This is a genomic window from Psychrobacter sp. CX18 (assembly GCF_057396215.1).
Genome location: NZ_JBXYJH010000017.1, coordinates 9,321 through 36,059 on the forward strand (window position 1 = coordinate 9,321; position 26,739 = coordinate 36,059).

The following is a 26,739-nucleotide window of genomic DNA, read 5'->3' on the forward strand; positions in this document are numbered from 1 at the left end:
ACAAAATGAAAACGATAATTGTAAAAGTAAATGATGCCGTACAAAGCATAGCCGAACATCAAGTTGTCACCAAAGACGGACAACCAACCGTCATCAAAGCCACAAACAAAGTAAACTATGAACTTATCGACACCTCGACGGGCCGAGCACCAGATCACATCATCACCAAACGTGTCGGTAAAGACTTACACGTATCCATAGAAGAAACCGGCCAAGACAGCGACCTTATAATAGAAGGTTATTATGACGAGGCTGAAAGTGCGCTCATAGGACTAGCAGAAGATGGCAGCTACTACTACTATGTACCAGATACCGGTGAAGTAGAAGACTTTGTCACAGAACTGGCCGCAGGTGACAGTGAAGGACAAGCCTTAGGCGGTAATGCACAACCAACCCCTTATTGGGTGGGCGCAGCAGATGACGGTGGCATAGCCTGGCTACCTTGGTTAGTAGGACTTGCAGGATTAGCCGCCTTAGGCATTGCCCTAGCTGATGACGACGACGATAGTCCTGCACCCAAAGCACCGATTGTCATCGAAAGTCAAGAGAACCAACAAAAGGACGATGATGGAATACCTGATAGCACTATCATCACAGGTACAGCTGAACCTAATAGCAGTATTACTGTAGTAGATAAAGACGGTAATATCATTGGTAGTACCACAACCGATCCTGATGGCAGCTTTGAAGTAGAAACCGACATCGTCCTTGAAAACGGTGAAGAATATGAAGTCATATCTAAAGAAGGTGACGACATCATAGATACCGCCACGGTTATTGGTGACACCACCGCTCCAGGCACTCCTGATCTCATTGCCAATGAAGACGGTTCTGTGACTGCAGAACCCGGTGAAGACGCTATCGAGATGATAGTTGAATACACTGATGAAAACGATGAACCACAAACCGTAGAAGTCACAAAAGGTGAAGACGGCACCTGGGGACCTAAAGACGGCACCGAACTACCAGATGGCGTTACAGTAGATCCCGAAACTGGTAAAGTCACCTTAAGTCCTGATAGTGTCAAAGACGGCACAACTGTAAAAGCTGAGAACGCTGACGAAGGCGGCAATAAATCTTCAGCGACCACTGTTGCCGGTAATGACTTAGTAGACCAAAACCCCCCAGCATCACCTGAATTAATTGCTACCCCTGATGGTGGCATACAAATGACACCAGCAGACGAAGCGGACGAAGCGACGCTTACCTATACAGATGAAAACGATCAACCACAAGAGATCACCATTGAAATAGGTGAGGATGGCACATGGACAGTACCAGAAGGAACAACCGTCCCAGAAGGTGTCACTTTGGATCCTCAAACAGGACAAGTTACCTTAGATCCTGATAGCGTTAAAGACGGATCACCAGTGACTGCTGAAAACAGCAATGATGGTGGCACATCGAGCTCAGAAACCACAGCCGGTAATGACATAGAAGACACCACCCCACCAAACTCACCAGACTTAGTAGAAACCGAAGGTGGCGGAGCACAAATGACACCTGCAGAAGATGCAGTTGACGCACAGGTTACTTACCAAGATGAAGACACCGGTGAAGAAGTAGTCATTGAGATTGAAAAAGGCGAAGATGGCACCTGGGGTCCTGTCGATGGCAGCACCGTTCCTGATGGCGTAGTTATTGACCCACAAACAGGACAAACCTCCATACCAGGCGACAATATTAAAGATGACACCATCGTTGCTGCCGAGAATAGTGACGAAGCTGGTAATAGCTCAGATAGCGAGATCACCGTTGGCGGTAATGACACCACACCAGAAGAACTAGGACCTCAAGCACCAGAGTTAGTGGCCACATCAGATGGTGGTATTGAGATGACCCCTGCTGACGAAGCAGACGAAGCGACGCTTACCTACACAGATGAAAACGATCAACCACAAGAGATCACCATAGAAAAAGGTGAGAATGGCACATGGATAGTACCAGAAGGAACAACCGTCCCAGAAGGTGTCACTTTGGATCCTCAAACAGGACAAGTTACCTTAGATCCCGATAGCGTTAAAGACGGATCACCAGTGACTGCTGAAAACAGCAATGACAACGGCAGTGCAACCTCTCAGACCACTGCTGGTAATGATCTAGAAGGTCCCATCGCACCTAATGCTCCAGTTTTAGAGGCTAATGACGATGGGTCAGTAGACATGACACCAGCAGATGAAGCAGATGAAGCGACGCTCACTTTTACCGACGAGGATGATCAACCGCAAGAGATCACTATAGAAAAAGGCGAAGACGGCACCTGGGCGCCTGCTGAAGGCGTCACTATACCAGAAGGCGTTACCCTAGATCCCGAGACTGGTAAAGTCACTCTAAGTCCAGACAGCGTCAAAGATGGTTCATCCGTTGATGCCGAGAACAGCAACGACGGTGGCGTGGCGAGCTCACAAACCACAGCAGGTAATGACATTGAAGACCTAACCCCACCGCCAGCACCAACTATCTTAGCGCAAGATGATGGCTCAGTTATCGTTGAACCTGCCCAAACAGATGCCGTCGACTTAACCATAAACTACACCGACGAAGAAGGTGAAGACAACACCATCGAACTAGAAAAAGACGACAATGGCACATGGGGACCTAAAGATGGCACCGAACTACCCCAAGGCGTTACCGTAGATCCTGAAACCGGTACCGTTGACATTCACTATGATGCCATCAAAGACGGCTCACCTATACGTGCTGAGAACAGCGATGAAGCAGGGAACACCTCAACTGCAGAATCTGTCGCGTCACGTGATCCTGTTAATGGGCCTATCGTTGAAATCATCACTGGGGACGATGAATTTGTTAATCCAGATGACCTAGATGATAATGATCAGGTACCTGTCAGCATCACTTTCCCAGAAGATAGTGGCTATATGCCGGGTGACATCCTTGAGATAGTAGGGCCTAACGGTGAACCCACAACCATTACACTCACTGAAGAGATTCTTGAAACTGGCACTACTGTTCCTGTCACACCAGTTGAACAAGGCGATACTACCGTTAACGCTATCGTTAAAAACGCAGAAGGTCAACAGATCGGTTCAGGCAGTGATACTGCACCTACAGATCTACTAGTGCCAGGCGATGTCGATGGCGATGGTAGTGCGACAGATCCTAGTGATCCAAGTAAAGGAGACCCTGATGATACTGACAATACAGATGCAGAAGGTAATCCGACTGATGATACCACTACTATCGAAGGTGCACCAATTATCAGCTTCCCAGAAGACACTAATGGTGACGGTGTCTTAAACGCCCAAGAAAATGGCGACAGCAAAGACACCACGCCTGTCCGCATCACAACCCCAGTCAACACTGATACCGGAGACACTGTCGTTGTTACAATCAATGGCGACGAACAAGACGTGATTGTCACCGAAGACGACATCACCAACGGCTATGTTGTCGTAGACGCTCCGATTAGCAAAAATGACGATGGAAGTGTAGACGATATCGACGTTGAAGCCTACGTCAAAGATCCGTCAGGCAACACCTCAAGTACAGCTACGAATACTTTAGCAGTCGACATCAGCATCCCAGGCGACGTAGATGGCGATGGTGACACTGACGACGACGATGACGACACCACCACCGAGAACGGTGCGCCAATTATCAGTTTCCCTGAAGATACCAGCGGTGACGGCACTTTAAACGCCGAAGAAAATGGCGACACAACTGACACTACCCCCGTACGTGTCAGTACACCTGCAGGCACCCAAGCGGGTGACACCGTCGTAGTTACCATTAATGGCGACGAACAAAGCATACCCGTCAGCGTCGTTGATATTGCTAATGGCTATGTAACCCTTGACGCCCCAATCTCCAAAAACGAAGACGGTAGCGTAGACGATATTGACGTTGAAGCCTACGTCGAAGATCCTGCGGGCAACACCTCTAATACTGCTGAAAATACACTAGAAGTGGATATCAGTGTACCTGGCGACGTAGATGGCGATGGAGATACAGACAATGATGATGATGATGATACCACTGAAAACGGTGCACCAATCATTACCTTCCCAGAAGACACTAGTGGTGATGGCTTCCTAAACGTCGAAGAAAATGGTGATAGCCCTGACAGTACCCCAGTTCGAGTAAGCTTACCAGTGAACACTGACCTAGAGGATACCGTTGTACTCACTATTAACGGCGAAGAACAACAAATCGTCGTTACTCAAGAAGCGCTTGATAACCAATACGTCGAAGTTGACGCAGCGATAACAACTGACACTACAGAAATTGACGCACAAGCCTATGTCAAAGATCCTGCTGGTAACCAGTCGAATACAGCGAGTGAAACGCTTGCAATAAGCACCAACAACCCTGATGCGCCAACCGTTGTCATTACTGACGACGCAGACAACAACGGCTTCTTAAATGCAGAAGAGCTAGGTAATGCCGACACAGTTGAAGTAACCGTTAGCGTACCAGACACTGTTCAGATTGGTGATACCGTTATTGTCACCGACCAAGCCGGTAATGACCTAGACACCTTCACAGTTGGCACCAACATCATAGTAGGCGGCAGTGTCACAGTACAACCGCAAGTTCCTGCTGAAGGTGAGACCCTAACCGTTACCGCAGTGTTAACCGATGCAGCTGGTAACACAGCTGAAGGCTCAGACAGTGCCGTTGTTGACACCACAGCTCCAGCCACAGCACCGACTGTCACCATCGTTGATGACGCAGACGACGACGGCTTCTTAAATACCGAAGAGCTTGAGGGTAAAACAGAAGTATCAGTAGAGGTTGTCGTCCCAGCCGATGCTGAAGAAGGCGACGTACTGACCATCACCGACCAAGCAGGTAATGAGTTTGACGAATACATCGTAGGCAGCACTGCCGGCGTCGATGCTGGTAGCACCATCACTGTACAAGCGCCAGTGCCAGCTGAAGGTGAGACCTTAGAAGTAACAGCTGTTCTGACAGACCCAGCAGGCAATGACAGTGCCCCAGGCACAGACAGTGCAAAAGTGGACACCACACCGCCGACGGACCCCGAAACGCAAGTGGCCATTGATGACATCACTGATGACAACACTCTAAACAACACCGAAGCGGGTCAAGACATCCCTGTAACCGGCACTGTAACTGGTGAATTTGAAGAAGGTGACGAAGTTACTGTTACCGTCAATGACAAACCGTTTACCACAACTGTCAACCCAGATGGTAGCTTTAGCGTAGACGTCCCAGGTTCAGACCTAGCAGAGGATCCTGACACCACTATTGATGTAGTGGTTGATGCGACTGATCCCGCAGGCAATACCGGTCCTGTCACTGCCACTAAAGAGTATGAAGTAGCGACTTCTATTGAATCAGAGAATGCGCCAACCGTTGTCATTACTGACGACGCAGACAACAACGGCTTCTTAAATGCAGAAGAGCTAGGTAATGCCGACACAGTTGAAGTAACCGTTAGCGTACCAGACACTGTTCAGATTGGTGATACCGTTATTGTCACCGACCAAGCCGGTAATGACCTAGACACCTTCACAGTTGGCACCAACATCATAGTAGGCGGCAGTGTCACAGTACAACCGCAAGTTCCTGCTGAAGGTGAGACCCTAACCGTTACCGCAGTGTTAACCGATGCAGCTGGTAACACAGCTGAAGGCTCAGACAGTGCCGTTGTTGACACCACAGCTCCAGCCACAGCACCGACTGTCACCATCGTTGATGACGCAGACGACGACGGCTTCTTAAATACCGAAGAGCTTGAGGGTAAAACAGAAGTATCAGTAGAGGTTGTCGTACCAGCCGATGCCGAAGAAGGTGACGTACTGATCATCACAGACCAAGCAGGTAATAAGCTTGGTGAATACACCGTAGGAAGCACTACCGGCGCCGATGTTGGTAGCACCGTTACCGTCACCGCCGCAGTACCTGCTAATGGCGACACCTTAGAAGTAACAGCTGTTCTGACAGACCCAGCAGGCAATGATAGTGCCCCAGGCACAGACAGTGCAAAAGTGGATACTCAACCACCGACGGACCCCGAAACGAAAGTGGCAATTGATGACATCACTGATGACAACATTCTAAACGCCACCGAAGCGGGTCAAGACATCCCTGTAACCGGCACTATAACCGGTGAATTTGAAGAAGGTGACAAAGTTACTGTTACCGTCAATGACAAACCATTTACCACAACTGTCAACCCAGATGGCAGCTTTAGCGTAGACGTACCAGGTAGTGATTTAGCAGCGGATCCTGATACTACTATTGATGTAGTGGTTGATGCGACTGATCCCGCAGGCAATACCGGTCCTGTCACTGCTACTAAAGAGTATGAAGTAGCGAATGGGTTATCATATCGTCCAACAGTTACTATTATTTCGGACAGCGATCCAGACGATGGCGTTATCAATGCTCAGGAGTTAAATGGTCAGACTGAGCTAGACGTTGAGATAGCTGTGCCATCAGATGCGCAAATCGGAGACGTCTTAACAGTTACCGACTATTTAGGTACTAGCTATACTTATGAAGTTGGTGATACCGTTTTACGTGGAGGTACAGTCACCATACAAGTCCCAGTACCGGCCGAGAATGAGACCATAGAAGTTACTGCCACATTGACTGATGCCACAGGTAACTCATCTCAAGCTTCGGACAGTGCCGTGATTGATACTACGGTAGATGCGCCAACCATCAACATAGTAGATGATGCGAATAATGATGAGTATCTCAACATAGAAGAGCTTGCAGGCAAAACGCAACTTACTGTTGATGTTGTTATTCCGGATACTGCAGAAGTAGGAGACGAGCTTACCATTACTGACCAAGCAGGTAATACGCTTGAGACTTACATAGTAGGTACAAATGCTAATGCAGGCGATACAGTGACTGTTCAACCTGAGATACCGGCTGATGGTACAGAGCTTACATTTAAGGCCACCTTGACAGATCCTGCTGGTAACAGAGTTGAAGTTACAGATACCGCATTAGTTGACCTAACCGCACCTGACGCTGTCGTAATACCACGTACAACAAACACTCTTGTAAGGGATGAAGACGGAGTTTATTTACGAGTGGAGCGTCAGGGACAAGTACGCATTGAATCTAGTACTGATGAGGATACTGACTTAATGACCTTCACCTATACGGATGAGACCTATAACCCTGAGACAGGTCTGATTGGTACACCACATGAGGCTGTAATTGCTAGAGGAGAGGATGGGAATTGGAACTGGCTTACGTTTGATGGTCAAGACGCTGTTGCCGACCCATCTGTCGTTCAATCTGCAATATTACTTGATAACACTGATTTGAATGGTGATGGGGTAAACGAAGCCGTTGTTGTCATCAATCAAGACAGATTGTTAGATAATACGGAAGTTACTGCGACCAATACTGATCTTGCTGGTAATGAAGGTAGCACAGTAACGGGAACTGCTTCACTTGATGATACAAGTGGACTGAATTATACAGTGCCTAAGGGTGATGAGTTCCAAGATAGTGCTGCCTTTAGTGATGATGCCTTTACGGGTGAAATCGAGTATGCAGGATTTATCGATGAGGACGGTAATTTTACTAAACTAACCCCAGATGGCCTTTTCGAGTTTGATGTTTCTTATAGAGATGGTGAAATCAAAGGTTATGGTTTCTCTATAGTGGATGTTAATGCCGCTAATAATGATATAGATCAATTACCTAATCAATGGATATATGACGTTGCATTCTTCGATAGTTCATACAATCAAGTATATGTAAATACGCAGATATTGACTGAGTATGTCCAGGGTGAGGTTATATAGATAACAAATGTATTCAGGAACATGCTCGAAGTTATAACTTATAACTTTGAGCTTTAATTAAAGATTTAACTTGCAGTATGTACAGTTACTATTGCAAAACAATTATTGACTAAAGGATTTAAAAGATGAGTACTAGTTTTAGAACATTTGAATTAGCAGATGACAATCTGTCTGCTAATGACGAAACAACTTTAACGATTGTGTTTGATACAATCGTTTTAGACTTTGATATTAATGATTTACTCCTAACTGGTGTAATCGTTAATGATTTTGCTACAACTGACAATGGACAAAGCTGGACTGGAACAGTGACAGCTTTACCTGATTTTAACGGACCTGCTCAAATAAGAATACAAGCTAATGGCTATCTTAATGGTGAAACTCTTGAACCAGGTAACCGGTTTGATTTAAAGTTTAATGTCGATACCACACCACCATTAGAGCCAGTTATTGAGCTTCCTGATCCGTCTGGACCAAATGGTGAGTACAATATTGAAGACGCCAATCCAGATGGTACGGTAACAGCGACCATTAACCTACCTACATCAGATAATGAGTTTGAAACTACCAAACCTGGTGATATTTTAGTGGTTAATGGTACTGAGTACGAAATCACTCAAAATATGATTGATAATGGGTTTGAGGTGGATGTTCTACCCGGACAACCAGTTATAGCTTCTATTACTGATGCTGCTGGTAATATTGGTCCTGCCACCGATGTACCCGTATCAGATGCAGATTTAGATGCTCCAGTTCCTACTATTACTATTAATGTAATAGCAGGCGATGACGTCGTTAATGACAGTGAGGCTCAAGGTGTTATTGACATTTCAGGCGTAGTTGCTGGAGAATTCAGCGAAGGTGATACTGTTACCATTAGTATTAACGGCAATGAATACACTGGTAATGTTGATGCCTTTGGAGTTTATAGTATTCCGGTACAAGGTATGGATCTTGAGGGTGGTTCTAGTATATCCGCTACTGTAACTACTGTAGATGCCGCAGGTAATACAGGTAGTGCTGAAGCTACTCGTGATTATACGACGAGTATGAACCCTCCAGAGCTTGATATTACTATTGATGATATGACCGATGACAATACGATTAATTTTAATGAATCTCAAGAAGACATCTCAGTAACTGGTACTGTAACTGGAGATTTCAATGAAGGTGATATTGTATCCCTTAATATTAACAATGGTGTCTATTCAGGCGAGGTTGCGGTAGATGGTAGCTACAGCATCATTGTACCAGGAAGTGCATTAGCGGCTGATGCTGACACCAATGTTACTGCATCGGTAACCACTACTGATGCTGCGGGTAACTCAAATACAGCGACCGCAGATCGTGAATATAGTGTTGATACAACGGCACCAGATGCACCTGCCATTAGCTTTGAAGACCCAGGTACGGATGGTATCTATAACGCTGAAGAAGTGGGTCCAGATGGTACAGTGACAGCAACGGTTACCGTTCCTGCAGGTACTGAGATTGATGATGTGTTGACTATCAATGGCACAGACTATCCAGTTACTCAAGACATCCTAGACAACGGTCAAGATATTGAAGTGACTCCAGGTGCTGATGTCGTTGCTAACGTGACTGATATCGCTGGTAACCCAGGTCCTGATGCGACCAGTACAGCACCTGCTGCTGATACGGAAGGCCCAACGGATCAAACCACAACACTGGTTATTGATGACATCACTGAAGATAACGTTATTAATGCCGCTGAAGCTGATGCGCCAGTGACCGTAACAGGTACCGTTGGTGGTGAATTCAGTGAAGGCGATGAAGTAACGCTTACTGTGAATGACACACCCTTCACCGGTACAGTTGCTGCTAATGGTACATTCGCAATTGACGTACCAGGTGGCGATTTAGCGGCGGATACCGATACCACTATTGATGGTCAAGTTGTGGCAACAGATGACTCTGGTAATACCGGCACGATCACTGCCACTAAAGACTATAGTGTTGATACAACGGCACCAGATGCACAAATTGCGGTAAATGACATCACTGATGACAACATTATTAATGCTGATGAGTCAGAACAAGATGTCCCAGTAACGGGTACGGTAAGTGGTGAGTTTAAAGAAGGAGATACGGTTACCGTCACTGCTAATGGTAATAACTTCACCGGCACCGTTGCCGCTGATGGTAGCTTCACCATTGACGTACCAGGTAGTGATTTAGCCGCAGATCCTGATACCACCCTTGATGTGGTGGTTGATGCCACTGACCCTGCTGGTAACACAGCACCCATCAGTGCTACTAAAGACTATGGTGTTGATACTAATGTCTTAGCGCCTACGGTGGTAATTACTGAAGATGCCAATAATGATGGTATTGTGAGTTATCTTGAAAATGCGACTGATACAACCGATGATGAAGGTAACATTAACTATACTGTTACAGTTGGCCCTGATGCTGAGGTAGGTAATATATTAACGGTGAACGATCAAGAGATAACCATTACTCAAGACATTATTGATAATGGTTATAATGATAGCATTGTACCTGTAGATGGTGCACAAATCGAAGTGACAGCTACTGTTACTGATGCAGCGGGCAATACTTCAGCTGTGGCTCAGGATAGTGCCTTAGTTGACTTGACTATACCAGATGCAGCGCCTATCTTCTTATGGCATTTAGGGTACAACCTGAATGATACTCAAGGTCCTTCAGATCAACGTGGTAAATCAGGTGGTAAGTATGGCACTGATGTTAACTATGAAACAGGTATCTTAAACGACTTCATCTATATTGGTTACGATGGCTTTAATAGTAATGGCAGCTTAATCAAATCTTGCTGGGATGGCGACTTTGAGCGTGATTGTGGGGACGGTGACGTTGTTTGGAAAATGGAAACCTATGCAGGCAACGATTTTGTCCAGATACGTGAAGACCAAAACGCTTATACTGTAGCAGCACTCGGTAGTGGAAATGATACTTACTATGTCCAAGGTGCATTAGATTCTAACTTACATAGCGCCCAAACAGACTCCAGAGCACGTAGCTATATCTTTACAGAAACCGGTGATGATACCGTCGTCGTCGGTGGTAATGGTAATGGCAAAGTTACTGGATGGGGTATCGACGGTGGTCGTATCTTTACTGGTAGCGGTAGTGACAACGTTACAGTGTATGGTGAGATGGACGATGGCGGCGTTATTGATTTAGGCTCTGGTCGTACCGAATACGTGACGGATAATGAGGTAGCTTCAGCCAGCACTGTAGATGCCGCAGGCGATGTAAATAATCTAACTATTACCCATAACCTTGGTGATTGTGCCTCTTATGACTTCGGTTATGTCTTTGGCGGTCTAGGTGATGATAATGTCAAGGTCGGTACTAATGTCCTCGGAAGTAGTATTATAGATCTTGGTGATGGATCTAATTCTGTCACTATTGGCTGCGATATAACTGATAAAGCCCAAGTATTAACAGGTAGTGGTGTTGACACCATCACAGTTAGACATATGGGTGATAATAGTTTGATAGATACGGGTGCAGGTGATGACTCGGTAACTATTAAAGGCTCAATGATTTATAGTTCTAAAGTCAACTTAGGGGACGGTAACGATAGTCTTTCTGTTCACACCATGAAACACCACTCGCAAATTGATGCGGGTACTGGAGATGACACGGTCACATTCTCAGGTGGTAGATTAATGGGTACTATTAATGGTGGTGAAGGTGATGATACCTTAGTACTTACCTATGACTATGATAATAGTTTAATTAATCGTTGGTACCATGAAACTAATGTATCGACTGATGATATCAGTGGCTTTGAAACTATTCAATTAAATGGTCGTAATGCTCTTGATGTAAGATTTGAGGATCTACTCCAAGACACCGATCGTGATGGAGCGCTTTATGTTCAAGGTACGAGTGCAAGTAAGGTAGATCTTGGTTCAACAAACTGGAATAGCGATGGTGCAAGCCGTGCTAAGTTTGATGATGCGACTACTGATGGTACTTGGAGCAAAGCGTCAAGTACAGTAGTAGATGGTATTAATTATGATGTTTATCATAATTCAGCCGCTTCTGATAACTCGCATGACGTATACATTGAACAAGGTATCGTTGTTATCTAAAGTTAGTCAGCTAGCGTGTTTATAAAGAATACGCACGCTTAAGACCAACAAATAATACAACTACCTGAAAACATAACTTTTAGAAAACACCTCTAGTTCAAACTAGGGGTGTTTTTTTATGACGTGTTGCGTTAAGCTTCAGCAGTGCTTAATAAGTCGTCATTGACAACCTATAATTGACCAGATAATTCAATAAACCCTAAATTTTCTAATGAATCATGTTCTATGTCACTGATTATACTATTATGTTGAAAATCGCTTTTTCGTCAATCTATCTATATGACGTCCCCGAGAAACACCGTTTTCCGATGCAAAAGTATCGACTTATTCCAGAGCGACTATTACAGGAGGGCACAGTAACCGAGGATAATTTCTTTGCGCCAAATATAGCCACTGAGGAAGAAATTTTAAGCACACATACCAAAGAGTACTGGCACAAACTAAAAACACAGACTTTATCTCGTAAAGAGGCGCGTGCGATTGGTTTTGAAATGACAGCAAATCTAGTAGAGCGGGGCAGGTATATTGCTCATGCGACTTATGAGTGTGCCTTATATGCCAAACAGTATGGCGTATCGCTTAATGTAGCAGGGGGCACGCACCATGCCTTTGCAGATCATGGTGAGGGGTTTTGTGTGTTTAATGACGTCTGTATCGCAAGCAATTTATTACTTAATAGAGGTGAGGCAAATCGGATACTCATCGTAGACTTAGATGTTCATCAGGGAAATGGTAACGCCAGTATTATGGCGGATGAGCCGCGAGTTTTTGTATTTAGCATGCATGGTGAGAAAAACTATCCCTTTCGTAAACCTCCTTCTGACTTAGATATTGATCTGGCTAGCGGAACCGATGACGATACTTATCTTGAAAAATTAATGGAAACGTTGCCTAAGCTTATAACAGACCATCAGCCAGATTTGATATTTTATCAATCAGCAGTCGATGTATTGGGGACGGATAAACTAGGCAAATTAGCACTCAGTTTAGAAGGATGCAAAAATCGGGACAAGTTTGTGCTTAGTCAGGCTAAGAAATTCAATATCCCAATTGCCATCGTAATGGGCGGGGGCTACTCTGAAGATATTAAAGATGTCGTGGAAGCGCACTGTAATACCTTTAGGCTAGCAAAGCAGATTTATTTTACAGACTGATTATTTTGAACCATTGTATTGTAAAACAAACAGGTTAAGGCTTATCACACGACTTATCATATTAAAAACAACGACAGGCTATATAATTCGCACTCTATTTTTAATAGCCTAATAAACTCTAGCATAGACTAGTCGTTCTCAATATTGACCTCTTAAGAAAAGCTAGGCTTTTCAACAACACTATATTTATCAATTGGAAGGAGAACGATAAAACGGGTACGTCCATTGTAAGTATCTGTTCGTATCAGGCCGTTATGAGCCTCAACGATCTGTGCCACTAAGGATAGACCAAGCCCAGAGCCTTTTTTCTGTTGTTGCAAGCGGACAAAGGGACTAAATATTTCGACACGTTTGTCCAGTGGGATGCCTTTACCATGATCAATAACAGCGAGTACAGCATAGTTGGGTTTGACAACTGGGTCTGCTTTAGGACGACGTAAGCGTTTACCAAAGCCGCCTTCATTTACTTTAGTAATGTCTTCTTTAGTTTTCTTATCATTTTTTGATCCCTTGTGCTGAGCTTTTGTTTTGTCAGAACTATTATGGTGTGACTTATGTGCTATTAAGGTAGGAGTAGAGGATGACTGAATAGATTCATTTTGGCGATTGCCAGTCTTATTAGCATAAGAGTGACTCTCAGTAGTCTCTAAGTCGTTGTTTATTTCTGAATGACCGTGAGTTGCAATCGAAGTATTTTTGCTTAACACCGCTTGCTCAGACGTATTCTTTAAGGATGAATTGGCAAGTGTATCATCCTGATGTTCAGAGGGTAATTCTTCAGGGTTATTGCTATTCTCATTCTCTTTAGACTCAGACTCAATAGACTGAGCTGAAGATGCAGCTGAAATCTCCTCTAACAATGGTTTAGGCGGATAAAGCGCATCTTGTTGCTTAACCACTCCGTACACATGCACTTCTATTGGAGAGATACCATGAATCAGAGCGTTATTGAGTAAGTTTCGAATAAGGTGAGTGAGTAGCTTTGGTTGACCTTCAATAATCAAAGATTGGCCGTATAACGTTGCTTCTGAATAATGCTGACACTCTTGACTGACCAAATCATAAAAGTCAAGCTTCTCATTATTTTGGGCAGCATGTCCTGCATCAAGACGGCTTACTAAAAGAATGCTCTCTACTAAGTCATTAAGACCCACTAAATCACGATTGACCGCTTGCGCTCTTTTTTTGAATTTTGCTTGCGTATCAGGTGACAGCTCACTAGCGAGCATATCCATCATCTCTATTTGTAGCCTAATACGGGTAATTGGCGTACGCAGCTCATGAGAGGCATGCGCTAACAATAACTTGTTGGCATTAATAAGTTGTTCAATTTTTTGCGCCGCTTGGTTAAACCCTCTTGCCAAACTAGCAATCTCGTCTGTCCCTTTAGCGGGCACACGGACGCTAAAGTTACCCTCACCAAGCTCCTCCATTTGTTTGCTCATCTGGTTGAGACGCCATGTCATCGAGCGCGCAATCCACCAAAGTACTAATGACATTAATGCAACGAGCACTATTGTACCGGTAAACCAGTTAAGCACAGCCCAAAGCTCTGAGCGTTGTGGCGGGTTGCGTGGTTCATATAACAGGGTATAACCTCGATCACTCATCACAGTCACGTTGACTGTATCCGATGAAAAAAAGGCCGGCAAAACTCGAGAGAAAAAAGAAGGATCTTCAGGTAGGGTTTTGGGTAAATCGCTATCGTCAGTTTGAATCAGTAAGTTACCTTGACGGTCATATAGCCCCATTTTGGCTTCTAATGATTCATCCAAAATATCAAAGCTTTTTTTGATAACGGCAAGCATAAAACGTGCTTGTAGTAGCTCATTCATCGTCGTTGCATTATCGAGCTCATCGACAAAAGGATCTACCTGACTGATAATTTGCTTAGCTAATACCTCCCAACGTGCATCAACCGAATTATTATGTACCAAATTCATTAAGGTGACCATGGCAATAGCAAATAAAACCAGTGTCAACATGACACTGGCAAATAGTTTGCTAAAGACGGAGGTAAAGCCAAATCGAGACGGTCGAGACATAAGCGTATCTAATATAATGTAGGCATAATAGGTTGAACTTGGTTAATAGACCCAGGTTAGTTGTTACCTAAACTTGATCGGTAGCAAATTGATAGCCCACTCCACGCACAGTAATAATACGTTTAGGTTGACGAGGATTATCTTCAATCAAGGCTCTTAAACGTGAAATATGCACATCAATTGCCCGGTCAATATTATCTGAACTGTCATCATTTGGCATGGCCTGCCATAACTGTTCTCGGTTCAATACTTTACCCGCATGAGTGGCAAAATAATGCAGTAGTTGGAATTGGTGAGTAGTTAAACGTACAGGCTTGTCGTCAATAGTTACCTCATGGCTGTCAGGGAATACACTCAAACGGCCAAAGGTAAGACTGTCAGATTGCCCATCAGCTTGATTAGGCTGTTCATGACGGCGTAGTACCGCACGAATACGAGCGAGTAACTCTCGAGGCTCAAAAGGCTTGGCAATGTAGTCATCTGCTCCCATCTCTAAGCCTAATACACGATCCGTGGTATCACCTTTTGCCGTTAGCATGACAATGGGTACTTTATTGGTTTGACTATTTTTGCTACCTCTAATTTTTTGGCACACTTGCATGCCATCCATATCAGGGAGCATTAAATCTAAAATAATAAGATCTATAGCACGTTCTTTAGTATCAAGGATGTCTAGTCCTTCTTGACCTGTCGAGGCATGGTGAACTTCATAGTAGTTCATGGTTAAATAATCACTGATCAGTTCAGCTAAATCAGGGTCATCTTCAATTAATAAAATTTGCTTACTCATATCTGTCCTTAATTAATAATTTTGTGGGAAGTGATTCGTTATATCTTTAATTAGGTAATAGTTTATATAGGTAATAAATAGTTTATATAATTACTGCGATCATTACTAAAATTAGTTCATTAATTAAAACATCAATTTTAAATCAATGAGTCGTTATTTACGTTATTATATCCATAATGCCAAATCACTACCTATCTTAACCATTCACATTTTGTTACTTTTGTTCGCGAATGTTACTAAGGCGCCATGTTTCGCTTAAATAGTCAAAATAAATGGTTAATGCCAATAAAATGGTTAATGCTAGTCATTAGTAATATAGGTAAAAACTATAAAAAATGAGCTTATAAGGTCAAACTATACTACTAAAAGACGATGAGAGTATAAAATTGGTAGTAAAGACTGTTAAATTATGCTAAAAAAGATATCAATAATAGTATTATTAATATTTTAGAGTTTGTAAAATATATAGATAAATTATCTAAGAAGAAAAGCTTCAATCTTAACATCAAAATCATAATTTAAAGATGCGCAAAACGCTTAAGAAAATTTAAGATTAAAAAGCGTTTCGTTATAGATTTTATATTATAAAATGATTAGCGTAATAGGTTCGAAAGATAACACTATACGATATAGGGTAACCATAATAGAGTAAGACAAATAGGGTAACAATAATGGATATTAGTTTTGAAGGTTTAAAGGTCATGGTAATTGATGACTCTAAAACCATTCGCCGTACGGCAGAGATGTTGCTACAAAGAGTTGGGTGTGAGGTTGTCACCGCAGTAGATGGGTTTGAAGCTTTGGCTAAAATTGCTGATTATAAGCCGGATATTATCTTTATTGATGTGATGATGCCTCGCTTAGATGGCTATCAAACCTGTGCCATTGTAAAAAATAATAAAGAGTTTGCTGACACACCTGTCATCATGTTGTCCTCAAAAGACGGTTTATTTGATAAAGCAAGAGGCCGTATTGTTGGGGCAGATGAATACTTAACCAAACCCTTTAGTAAAGATGAGTTATATGATGCCATTCGTCAACATCATAAGGCCGCATAGAGCCTAGTTAAGCCGCTCTTTATACTCAAACTTTATTATCTATAAATATCACAAAGAGACGTCAAATAATGAGTAGTGAGATGACAATGTATAAGGTTTTAGTGGTTGAAGACTCGCAGTCTGAAATGGCACGTTTTAAGGATATGCTGATTAAAGGTGATTTTGAAGTGATAGAAGCGACCAATGGTCATCAAGGCGTCGAAATGGCAACAACCCATCTACCCGACGTTATTTTAATGGACATTGTTATGCCAGAAATGAATGGATTTCAGGCCACTCGCAAAATATCTCGTAATGAGACGACGCGTCATATACCGATTGTAATGATTAGTACCAAAAATCAAGAAACCGATAAGGTATGGGGTAAACGGCAAGGTGCACAAGCGTATTTGACCAAGCCTGTTTATGAAGCAGAGTTATTGAGTACGATTCAAGCAGTAATAGGATAATCATTGTGGCTTTAAAGGGATTTATCGAATTACTTAGATTAGAGCGTCTTGCAGAGTCACGTAAAGCTGAACGTCAAAATAATCAGCAGCAGCAGTGGCAAGGCGTGGCATTTGAAGTCGCGGGTCAACGCTTCGTTTCCCCTATCGGTGAAATTACGCAGGTCATCGCTATTCCTGAAACATTAACGCCCGTGCCGTTATCAAAGCCTTGGTTAATGGGTATTGCAAATGTTCGAGGGCAGCTCCTGCCGTTAGTTGATCTTTATAAATTTCTGAACCTAAACAGTCAAAATCAGCCTTATAAAAAGGGCAGTTTATTACGACATAAGGTGCTGGTGATTAAACAGCAGGGTGTGTGGGTTGGACTGTTAGTAGATGCAGTTTCGCACATCAAAAAGTTCTCACCTGATCAGTATATTGCCAAAAGCTTACCCACTAGCTCCCCTTTTCTGCCTTATAACCATGGACAGTTTATTGAAAATGATCAGCAGTGGCCTGTATTTATGCCTAGCCTCCTTATTCAGGATCCTAGATTTTTAGAGGCTTCGATTCGATAATGAGTCTCATCAATTCTAAAATTATACTGATTTGATCGATATAAATGCCATTAGTTAAATAAACCGAATAAACATTACATTTTAACCACCCCTATTAGTTGAACCTACGCTGGATAATGCGTTGATAAAAGCTTACTTTAAGGACAGCCCGAATGAAAGATGTAGCCAAAATGTCTGCGAGCATGAACACTCCCTCTCGAAACAACAGCTCATTGTCTCATCCAGATGGTGATCGCAAAAAATGGATTTATGCCTTGGTAGGCTTTGGTATATTGGGCTTATTAAGCCTACTATTCCTGTTTATGAACTTGAGCAAGGTGACAGGGTATGTGGGTAGCGTCAATCAACTAGAGGTTTCATCAAGCAATTTAGCACGCCATGTCAATGAAGCTGTGTTTGTCAGCGATGAGCAACATCAAAATCAGGCAAAACAGTTATTAGCAAAGGATTTAGAAAGCTATCAAACGCTCTTAACAGAAGCACAGACCTATAGTCTGGCCGATGAACAGTTGTATCAAAGTCTCACCGCTCAATGGAATGCGATAGAGCCAGATGTCCAGTCAATTATTAATACTAAAGCTGACGCTCAACCTAATGAGGGGTCCAATGAAGAGACAGCTGAGCAGCTTCCTGACTTGCAACAAAAAGCCATTGCAATTAGTGACTTTGTCGCTCAAACCCAAGATCGTCTACAGCAGGTAGATCGAGATATCGTATCGCGTACAGGGATAATCTTTCCAGCACTGCTATTTCTTTTAAGTCTATTGGGTGCCGCTTATGCGCTTTATCGTCAATATCAAACGGCCAATGTTACCCAGCGACTGCTCATTGAAAAAGAAAAGATGCGTCAACGAGATGAGATGGATGCGCAGTTCGAGCGAGCCCGTGCTGTTGAAGAGGAAAATCAGAAAAACCAACAAGCTATTTTACGGTTATTAGATGAGTTAGAAGATTTGGCAGATGGTGATTTGACAACCAATGCTACGGTTACAGAAGACATCACAGGTGCGATTGCAGACTCCGTTAACTATGCCATCGATCAATTACGTCAATTGGTGCAAGCTATTAACAGTACAGCGGTAAGTGTTGCACAATCCTCTGAAAAAACTCAGTTGACCGCGACAGAGTTGGCTGAGGCCTCTGAGCAACAATCGAAGAAGATTGTCGATGTCTCTTCAGCTATTAATCAGATGGTAAATTCTATTGAGCAGGTATCATTAAGTGCTTATGAGTCGTCTACGGTTGCTGAGCGTTCGGTAGGTATTGCGCATAATGGGGCACAGGTCGTGCAGCGTTCAATAGATGGCATGAATACTATTCGTGAACAAATTCAAGAAACCTCAAAGCGTATCAAACGACTGGGCGAATCATCGCAAGAGATTGGCGACATTGTTGGATTGATTAATGATATCGCTGATCAAACTAACGTATTGGCATTAAATGCTGCTATTCAAGCTTCAATGGCTGGTGAAGCGGGATGGGGCTTTGCGGTTGTTGCGGATGAAGTTCAACGTCTAGCAGAACGATCTGCCAATGCTACCAAACAAATTGAGACCTTAGTCAGAACCATTCAAGCTGATACCAATGAGGCTGTGCGATCTATGGAATCCACCACGACTGAAGTGGTGCAAGGTGCTCGTTTAGCAGCAGATGCTGGCGAGGCTTTGAAAGAGGTGCAAACGGTATCGAACAATTTAGCAAACCTTATCCAGAAAATTTCAAATGAAGCACAAACTCAGGCGTCATCAGCGAGCCAAATTTCTAAAACCATGGAAGCTATTGAAGAGGTGACCTCTAAGACTACCTCAGGTACGAGGGCAACCGCACGTTCAGTAGGTCAGCTTAATGAAATGGCAGCAGCATTACAAAAATCAGTGTCTGGCTTTACATTAGAAAAAGATAATGCGCCGTTATTTAAGGATAAATAATGAGCAGTCTGACTAACCTATTTTTCACCAGTGCAGGGAAGTTCCCTATTGTTAAAGAGCGATTGCATAATTTGCATCATCAGCTTCAGCGTGAGCTGTCAGACAATATTTTGCTAAGTATCTCTCAAGGATATCAGGAAGTATGTGCTGAATTAAATAAAGCCGATTTAAATGAGTTTGCGGTATTGGCAAAGAGACTTGCAGACATTACCCTAGCAATGACTGACAAGCCCGTGTTTTTTGATCAAAGCACTGACGCTTTTAATTCTGAAGCTTTAAATACTGACATCTTAAGCTCTAAGGTCTTAAATGCCAGTGAGATATTGTTACAAGAGTTGCTAAGTTTGGCAGAGACAGACACCTATGATCAGCCCCGAATTAGCGAATATTGTCAACAATTAGAACAATTGATGATGCAGAATGAGACTGAGCCCAAGCAAATTAATGCTGAGTTCAATGAAGAGTTAAGTGACGAGTTCAATGAAGAGTTAAGTGACGAATTAAGTAACGAGTCCAATGACAAATCAGTAACGTCGCAACAAGATACTAACCCGTCTCTGCAACTACTGTATTCAAATATACAAGATAGTGATATCCCAGACGATGACGAGGATTGTGACTCTGAAATAAAAGAAATTTTTGTAGAAGAAGCGCAAGAAGTGCTTGATGCGATAACAGAGCTAATGCGTCAACTTAATATCCTCTCTTCCACTAAAGAGCCATTGACGACGGTGCGTCGTGGGTTTCATACCTTGAAAGGTTCTGGTCGTATGGCAGGGGCGCATACGAGTGCTGAGCTGGCTTGGGCTATTGAGAATATGCTCAACCGAGTATTAGAAGGTACGATACAACCTACTGCTGGTATGCAGCAATTATTACAGGATATTGTGACAGGTTATCCTGCACTTATTGATATATTTGAACAAGATGGCGATTATCCAGATCAGATGAGATTATGGATGACCGCTGCAAACATATACGCTAAAAATCAGCATCCTGAATTTGATTACCTTGACGTCATTGAAAGTCAGTCGAAGACGGTAGAACACGCAAATACAGAACAGGATGTCACTGAGTTATCAAACGTCTTACAACCTGTGGTTGATGAAGAACCATCCGTCTCGCAATTAGACCAAGAGCCAGACTCGCAATTAGCCCAAGAGCTAGACACAGAAATAGACACAGAAGTAGACACAGAAGTAGACACAGAAGTAGACACAGAAGTAGACACTATAAGTGACGCGTCTTCTACCGAGATACCAGAATCGTCACACCCTGCAAGTGCGATAGAGTCTGACTTACTTGAAGACTTAGCCAGTGCAAATGCCAGATTGGAGCAAGTGGCGCATGATCCTGAGTTGGTTAGCTTTACAGAAGAAGCGGAGCTACAAGAGCTGTTTTTTTCTGAAGCAGGGGAGTTACTAGCTACCATTGATAAAATTATTGGTGAAATGAGTAGCGACCAATCAGAGGGTATAAACGATGAGTTGGTTCGCGCCTTCCATACCCTGCATGGCGCTGCAAGTAGTCAGTCACTCGATGCTATTAGTGACATAAGTGCGACAGTCGAGCATAGCTTAGAACAGCTTCAACAGCAAGATGGACCAATAACAGACAGCCATCTGCAACTCATTTCCCAATCAGTAGAACTGATCAAACTTTATATTACCAATCATATTAACAAGCTGCAAAACAATGCCTCTAAGTCTCAGTCCACACAAATGCAGCAGGATCTCAACCTGCTGCAGCATGCTTTTGAGAGCTCCTTAAAAGAAGAGACGGAATCACAAAATGCCCAAGGCGAGGTGACTCTCAGAGTGGAAGAACTAATAGACGGTATTGATGAGCTATTAGATGCAGACTGGCAGCTCCAACAGAACCTAAGCACCTTTCAACACACCGATGATGGACACGAGCAGCTGGTTTCATATTTCGATAAATTAAGTCAACAAGGGCAAAAACTATTATCAAGAGTCTCTGAGTCTCCTAAATTTGTTACGGTACTCAATGCGCTTATCATGACGTATCAATCAGTTTGCAATGCCCCTGATATCCTTGACAATAAGAAACTGATTGACGCATTGGTTGCCGGTCAGGAGCAATTAACCGGCTTATTCGACTCCCTTGCTGGGAGTATGACTCTCAAAGTGAATGATGACGTCATTGATCAATTGCAACACTTGGTTATCAGTACTGGTAGCAGTAACACTGCTAGCAATGATGTTATTAATGACAGTAGCACTATAAGTCAAATGGATGTAGACGTTATTGAGTCATTAAGCATTCTCTCTACCCACTTTGGTACAGAAGAGGCAGAGACGCAAGATCTTGATGTTGACCACTACTCTGATCATGCTAGACAGCAGGAAGCTCTTGAGATTACTCAGGATAAGTTGCAAGCTGAAGAGTCACCATCTAATGAAAGTATCGACGTTATAGCTACTGAAGATCAGCAACTCTCTTTGCCTGTTGAGGTAATCGATATAGACGAAGAGATGTTAACGATTTTCGTTGAAGAAGCTCAAGAGCTTAATGAAGACAGTAACCGTCAGTTTATAAAGTGGCATAAAGCTCCTAATAATAGGGCACCTGTTAAAGCTTTACTGCGACACCTTCATACTATTAAAGGTGGCGCCAACATGGCAGGTATCGAAAGTATTGCTGAGCTTAGCCACGAAGCTGAGACATTATATGAATATCTTGTATCAGGAAAAATTGAAGCAACGGCGTCTGGCGTTGCCGTTATGCAATCGGTACAAGATATTTTATCCAATCAAATCGAGCGGCTCGTTACAGATCGAAAGTCATTTTATGTTCCGACGGTTATTGAACAGTTGCGTGCGTTGGCCAAAGCAAAAGCGATACCGCCTGATTACCAGTTACAAGTGCCTGTAGAGCAAGCGTTAAGATCGCAGGACACTTTGATTGTAGACGACGACGGACTGAGTAAACCAATTCAGCGGACTGACGAGACTATAGGCACTGAACAAACTGAGGCTAATGAGATTGAAGCAGTACTCGATTTAACAAAAGGCGCCGACTCAAAAGACTCAAAACTAAGCAACTTGTCAGAAGTAAGCAACTTATCAGAAGTAAGCGACAGTCAGTCAAATGAAATTAATGCCAGTAATGTACAGTCACAAAGTGCCGCGACAGACAGTGCTGAATTAGATCTCGATGCAGCGTTGGAAAATCCGACATTGGCGATGGACAATATCAGCTCTATTGAACTTGATTTCGATAGGATGAAGTCAGAGTCTTGGGAGGGGTTGGTTCCTGATCCAGATATTTTAACTATTTATTTAGAAGAAGCGGATGAGCTTTTACATAGTATCGATAAGCATTTTAATACGTTACTAAATGCGATGAACAATAAATCGATACACAGTAACGAGGATGACATAGACTGGGGACCTGACGATCATACAGCGCTTTTGCAAGACTTACAGCGTGAACTGCATATGTTTAAAGGCGGTGCTCATATGGCGTATGCTTATGCTACAGCAGATGTTGCAGGAGCCTTGCAATCCGCCTATAGCAAGTTAGAAAAACAGCATAGTCAAGTATTCACTACTTTAGCTTCGACGTCTTTGCCAATAAGCTCACTTCAGATAGCGCATAACTGGCTAAATCAAGCAGTATACCTATTACATAACGGTATTAACCCCCCGCCTGCTCAAGCTTTGATATCCACGCTTGAGACAATAGCTAAAGATCCTCAAATCTTGAAAGAAGTACCCAATGTCTCATTAACTGATTATGTAGAGGCAGTTGATCGTTATGAAGCCTGGCGTGAAGCACGTCTAGGGTTACGTGATATTAGCGAAATGCCAACGTGTATAACGACTAAAGAGCAGCCGGAAGAGCAAGTTACATCAAACAATGAAATGATACGTGTCTCAACCAGATTGATGGAGAAAATGATCAATCTATCCGGTGAATCCTCTATAAGTTGTTCGCGGATAGAGCGTAGTATGAGCGGTTTTGGTGCGACGCTTAACGAGATGGGCACGACTGTTAAACGTTTAGCAGAACAGTTACGCCGCATGGACATTGAACTTGAGGCACAAATTCGCTCACAGATTGATGACAAGAACTTAGATTTAGAACAAGGTTTTGATCCGTTAGAAATGGATCAGTATTCCGCTTTAAATCAGTTGTCAAAGTCATTGGCAGAATCTGCCTCTGATTTACTTGATATCAAAACGACTCTATACAACAAAACCCAAGATACCGAATCGCTATTGTTGCAATTATCACAATCCCAAGCGCAACTACAGCAAGGGTTGATGACCTCTAGAATGGTGCCGTTCTCACGTTTATCATCAAGGCTACAACGAACCGTCAGACAAACCGCAAATGAGCTTGGGAAATCAGTTGAGCTGGTTGTGGTTAATGAGCATGATGAGATTGATAGAACGATATTAGAGAGGATTACTTCACCGCTTGAGCATATGATTCGAAATGCGGTAGATCATGGCATTGAGTCTCCTGACGTTCGTAAACAAAAAGGCAAGCCAATCAAAGGCAAGGTCGTTATCGATATGACTCGCGAAGGTAGCGAGATTGTCATTAGACTTAAAGATGATGGTCAAGGTATTGATGTTGAGTCAGTGCGCCGTAAAGCGGTGAGTAGAGGACTTATCAGTGCGGATGATAAACTGCTGACGGACTTAGATATCGTGCAATATATTTTCCATGCAGGTCTATCTACAGCACGTAATTTAACACAAATATCGGGTCGCGGTGTCGGCATGGATGTGGTGTTAAGTGAAGTTCGTCAATTGGGGGGCAGCGTCTCAGCACACTCTGATGCAGGAGAAGGCACAGAGTTTATTCTAAGACTACCGCTGACAATTGCAGTAGCGGATGCGTTAGTAGTACGTGCCGGCGAGCAGACCTTTGCTATACCTTTATTGCAGATTGAACGTATTGAACGCATTGACGGACAGAGCTTGTTAGATTTTTATAATGGGAAAATAGATCCTAAACCAGGTAGCTCTCAGTCTGAAGGTGCTCAGCCGATTGAGAGCCATGCTTTTAACATTGGAGGATCGAAATATCGATTAGGATATTTAACTGAAATGTTATTGGGTATGAGGCCCGATGGCAAGTTAATAAGGACTGATTCAAGTGCGCCCGTCATTTTGATCAAAAACCCAACAGGGCAAAATTTCGCATTACATGTCGATGACATCGTTGGATCGCGTGTGGAAGTGGTGGTTAAACCTCTAAGTAGACCCTTATCAAGTATTACAGGGCTGTCAGCTGCAACGATCACGGGCGATGGCTCAGTTGTATTAATTTTAGATGCGTTGGCACTAATGAGGAACGCGCCGTCACGCGATATATCTGCCGTGTCGTCCAATACAGATACGGCTCAGAGACGAGCGATGCCGATGGCGAATAAAACGACGGTTAAGCCAAAAATATTAATTGTCGATGACTCTGTAACGGTGCGTAAGGTTACCTCTCGCATTTTAGAGCGACAAGGGTACCAGACTTATGTGGCACGTGATGGGGTAGAGGCAGTTGAGCTGTTAGAAAATATGCTACCTGATTTAATGTTACTTGATATTGAAATGCCTAGAATGGATGGGTTTGAGGTAGCGGCTCATGTACGACACAATAGTAGGTTAAGTGATCTTCCAATCGTTATGATTACTTCTCGAACGGGTGAAAAACACCGCCAGAGAGCACGACAACTCGGTGTAAATGACTATATGGGCAAGCCTTTCCAAGAAGCTGCTCTTATTAGTACTATTCAAGCACTAATAGGTCAAACATCAGGGGATAATAGTGGGTAGTAAAATAAAAGAGTTACCCTCTATACGGGTCATGGTAATCGCTGAAACGGATCAGCAACGCCACGCATTAAGTGACACTATATCTCAGTTGGGGTTTGAGTTAATTGACTGTATCGCTCCTGATGCGGTTAGTGAAAAGTACCTCACAGTGCAAGCTGATCTTTGGATGGTAGACAGTGGTTTCGATGATGATAGTGACACTGACTATGATGATGAGTTATATGAAAAGTTAGATAGATTGATTGAAAATAATAGTTTAAGTAGCACCCATGATACCGTGATTGAGTCAAAGCATGGCAGTGATTTAATCAGTCCTACTGCAAATAAACCACTTATGTTAGTGGGTTTTGAGCAAGCGCCAAAAAGCGACGAGATCAATTTGTATGCCAAATGGCAACGCAAATTAACACGCAAACTCGCTAGCATGCTTCAGATGCCTGAACTGATAGCAACCAATACTGAAACTGTCAAATATAGACCTTGGGACTATATAGCACTCTTAATTGTAGGACCTAATGAGATCGAAGCTGTACAACGCTTTTTAGATCATTTACCAAGTGATTTATCGATAGCTTTACTGCTTATTCAGCAAATTGAAGACGAGCAATATTCTGAATATCATCCCCATGCAATGCCTCGAGTATTAAGTCAACATAATAGCTGGCGATGTCAAGTTATTAGCTTGGCGCTCAATATGCAAGCTGGAAACTGTTATATCGTCCCTACCGATCAGAATGTCGTTTGTAATTCAACAGGTAGAGTGATTATGACTCAGATATCAAATGTTGACTTTCAGAGCAGTAATATACAACAGTTAAGAATACAGCAACTGCTCAATAACTGTACTGAGGCATTTGGTGAGCAGCTGATCAGTATTCTGTTTACGGATGTTGACAGCGACTCAACGTTAGATCTTAAAAGAGTAAAACAAAACCAAAGTCAAGTATGGCAGCAGGTTAATGATGCAACGCTCCATGTCTCAAGATCTAGATCTGACTCCAAATATATCAACCTTAGTGGCCCTCCGCATATATTGGCACAACACCTTGCAAACTATGCTGAACAAAAAATTAAAAATTAAGAGG

At 43.1% G+C, this 26,739-nt stretch carries 10 protein-coding genes and 1 pseudogene; 9 read left to right on the top strand and 2 right to left on the bottom strand.

Annotation, left to right across the window (positions count from 1 at the left end; all coding sequences use genetic code 11):
- Window positions 1-5: 5 nt before the first annotated feature.
- From AC2SLT_RS12210 to AC2SLT_RS12220, 3 genes are all read left to right on the top strand, one after another.
- The gene (locus tag AC2SLT_RS12210) at window positions 6-7,760 is read left to right on the top strand and encodes an Ig-like domain-containing protein (protein ID WP_486547926.1); all 7,755 of its coding nucleotides are present in this window, start codon (window positions 6-8) and stop codon (window positions 7,758-7,760) included.
- Between the two features lie 125 nt (window positions 7,761-7,885).
- Window positions 7,886-11,866 (top strand): Ig-like domain-containing protein, encoded by a 3,981-nt coding sequence (locus tag AC2SLT_RS12215; protein ID WP_486547927.1) that lies wholly within the window; start codon window positions 7,886-7,888, stop codon window positions 11,864-11,866.
- Between the two features lie 245 nt (window positions 11,867-12,111).
- A complete protein-coding gene (locus tag AC2SLT_RS12220; protein ID WP_486547928.1) occupies window positions 12,112-13,020 on the top strand; it encodes a histone deacetylase family protein in 909 nt (302 codons plus the stop codon).
- A 152-nt stretch (window positions 13,021-13,172) separates the two neighbouring features.
- On the opposite strand, the gene AC2SLT_RS12225 is transcribed toward AC2SLT_RS12220, so the two are convergent.
- Together AC2SLT_RS12225 and AC2SLT_RS12230 are read right to left on the bottom strand one after the other, a co-directional pair.
- The gene (locus tag AC2SLT_RS12225; protein WP_486547929.1) at window positions 13,173-15,065 is read right to left on the bottom strand and encodes an ATP-binding protein; all 1,893 of its coding nucleotides are present in this window, start codon (window positions 15,063-15,065) and stop codon (window positions 13,173-13,175) included.
- A 67-nt stretch (window positions 15,066-15,132) separates the two neighbouring features.
- Complete coding sequence (locus AC2SLT_RS12230; protein ID WP_486547930.1) at window positions 15,133-15,855, bottom strand: response regulator transcription factor; 723 nt, start codon at window positions 15,853-15,855, stop codon at window positions 15,133-15,135.
- A 671-nt stretch (window positions 15,856-16,526) separates the two neighbouring features.
- On the opposite strand from AC2SLT_RS12230, the gene pilG reads away from it, so the two are divergent.
- The 6 genes and pseudogenes from pilG (at window position 16,527) to AC2SLT_RS12260 (ending at window position 26,735) form a co-directional block, all read left to right on the top strand.
- Window positions 16,527-16,913: a twitching motility response regulator PilG gene (pilG, locus tag AC2SLT_RS12235; protein WP_486547931.1), complete on the top strand. Its 387-nt coding sequence runs from the start codon at window positions 16,527-16,529 to the stop codon at window positions 16,911-16,913.
- Window positions 16,914-16,999: 86 nt separating this feature from the next.
- Complete coding sequence (locus AC2SLT_RS12240) at window positions 17,000-17,362, top strand: response regulator (RefSeq protein WP_486547955.1); 363 nt, start codon at window positions 17,000-17,002, stop codon at window positions 17,360-17,362.
- Between the two features lie 5 nt (window positions 17,363-17,367).
- Complete coding sequence (locus AC2SLT_RS12245; RefSeq protein ID WP_486547932.1) at window positions 17,368-17,919, top strand: chemotaxis protein CheW; 552 nt, start codon at window positions 17,368-17,370, stop codon at window positions 17,917-17,919.
- Window positions 17,920-18,650: 731 nt separating this feature from the next.
- Window positions 18,651-19,847: pseudogene (locus tag AC2SLT_RS12250) on the top strand (methyl-accepting chemotaxis protein); the annotation flags it as partial.
- Window positions 19,847-25,654 (top strand): hybrid sensor histidine kinase/response regulator, encoded by a 5,808-nt coding sequence (locus AC2SLT_RS12255; RefSeq protein WP_486547933.1) that lies wholly within the window; start codon window positions 19,847-19,849, stop codon window positions 25,652-25,654. The pseudogene AC2SLT_RS12250 and the gene AC2SLT_RS12255, both read left to right, overlap by 1 nt.
- Complete coding sequence (locus tag AC2SLT_RS12260) at window positions 25,647-26,735, top strand: chemotaxis protein CheB (protein ID WP_486547934.1); 1,089 nt, start codon at window positions 25,647-25,649, stop codon at window positions 26,733-26,735. Before AC2SLT_RS12255 ends, AC2SLT_RS12260 begins: the two co-directional genes overlap by 8 nt.
- Window positions 26,736-26,739 lie beyond the last annotated feature (4 nt).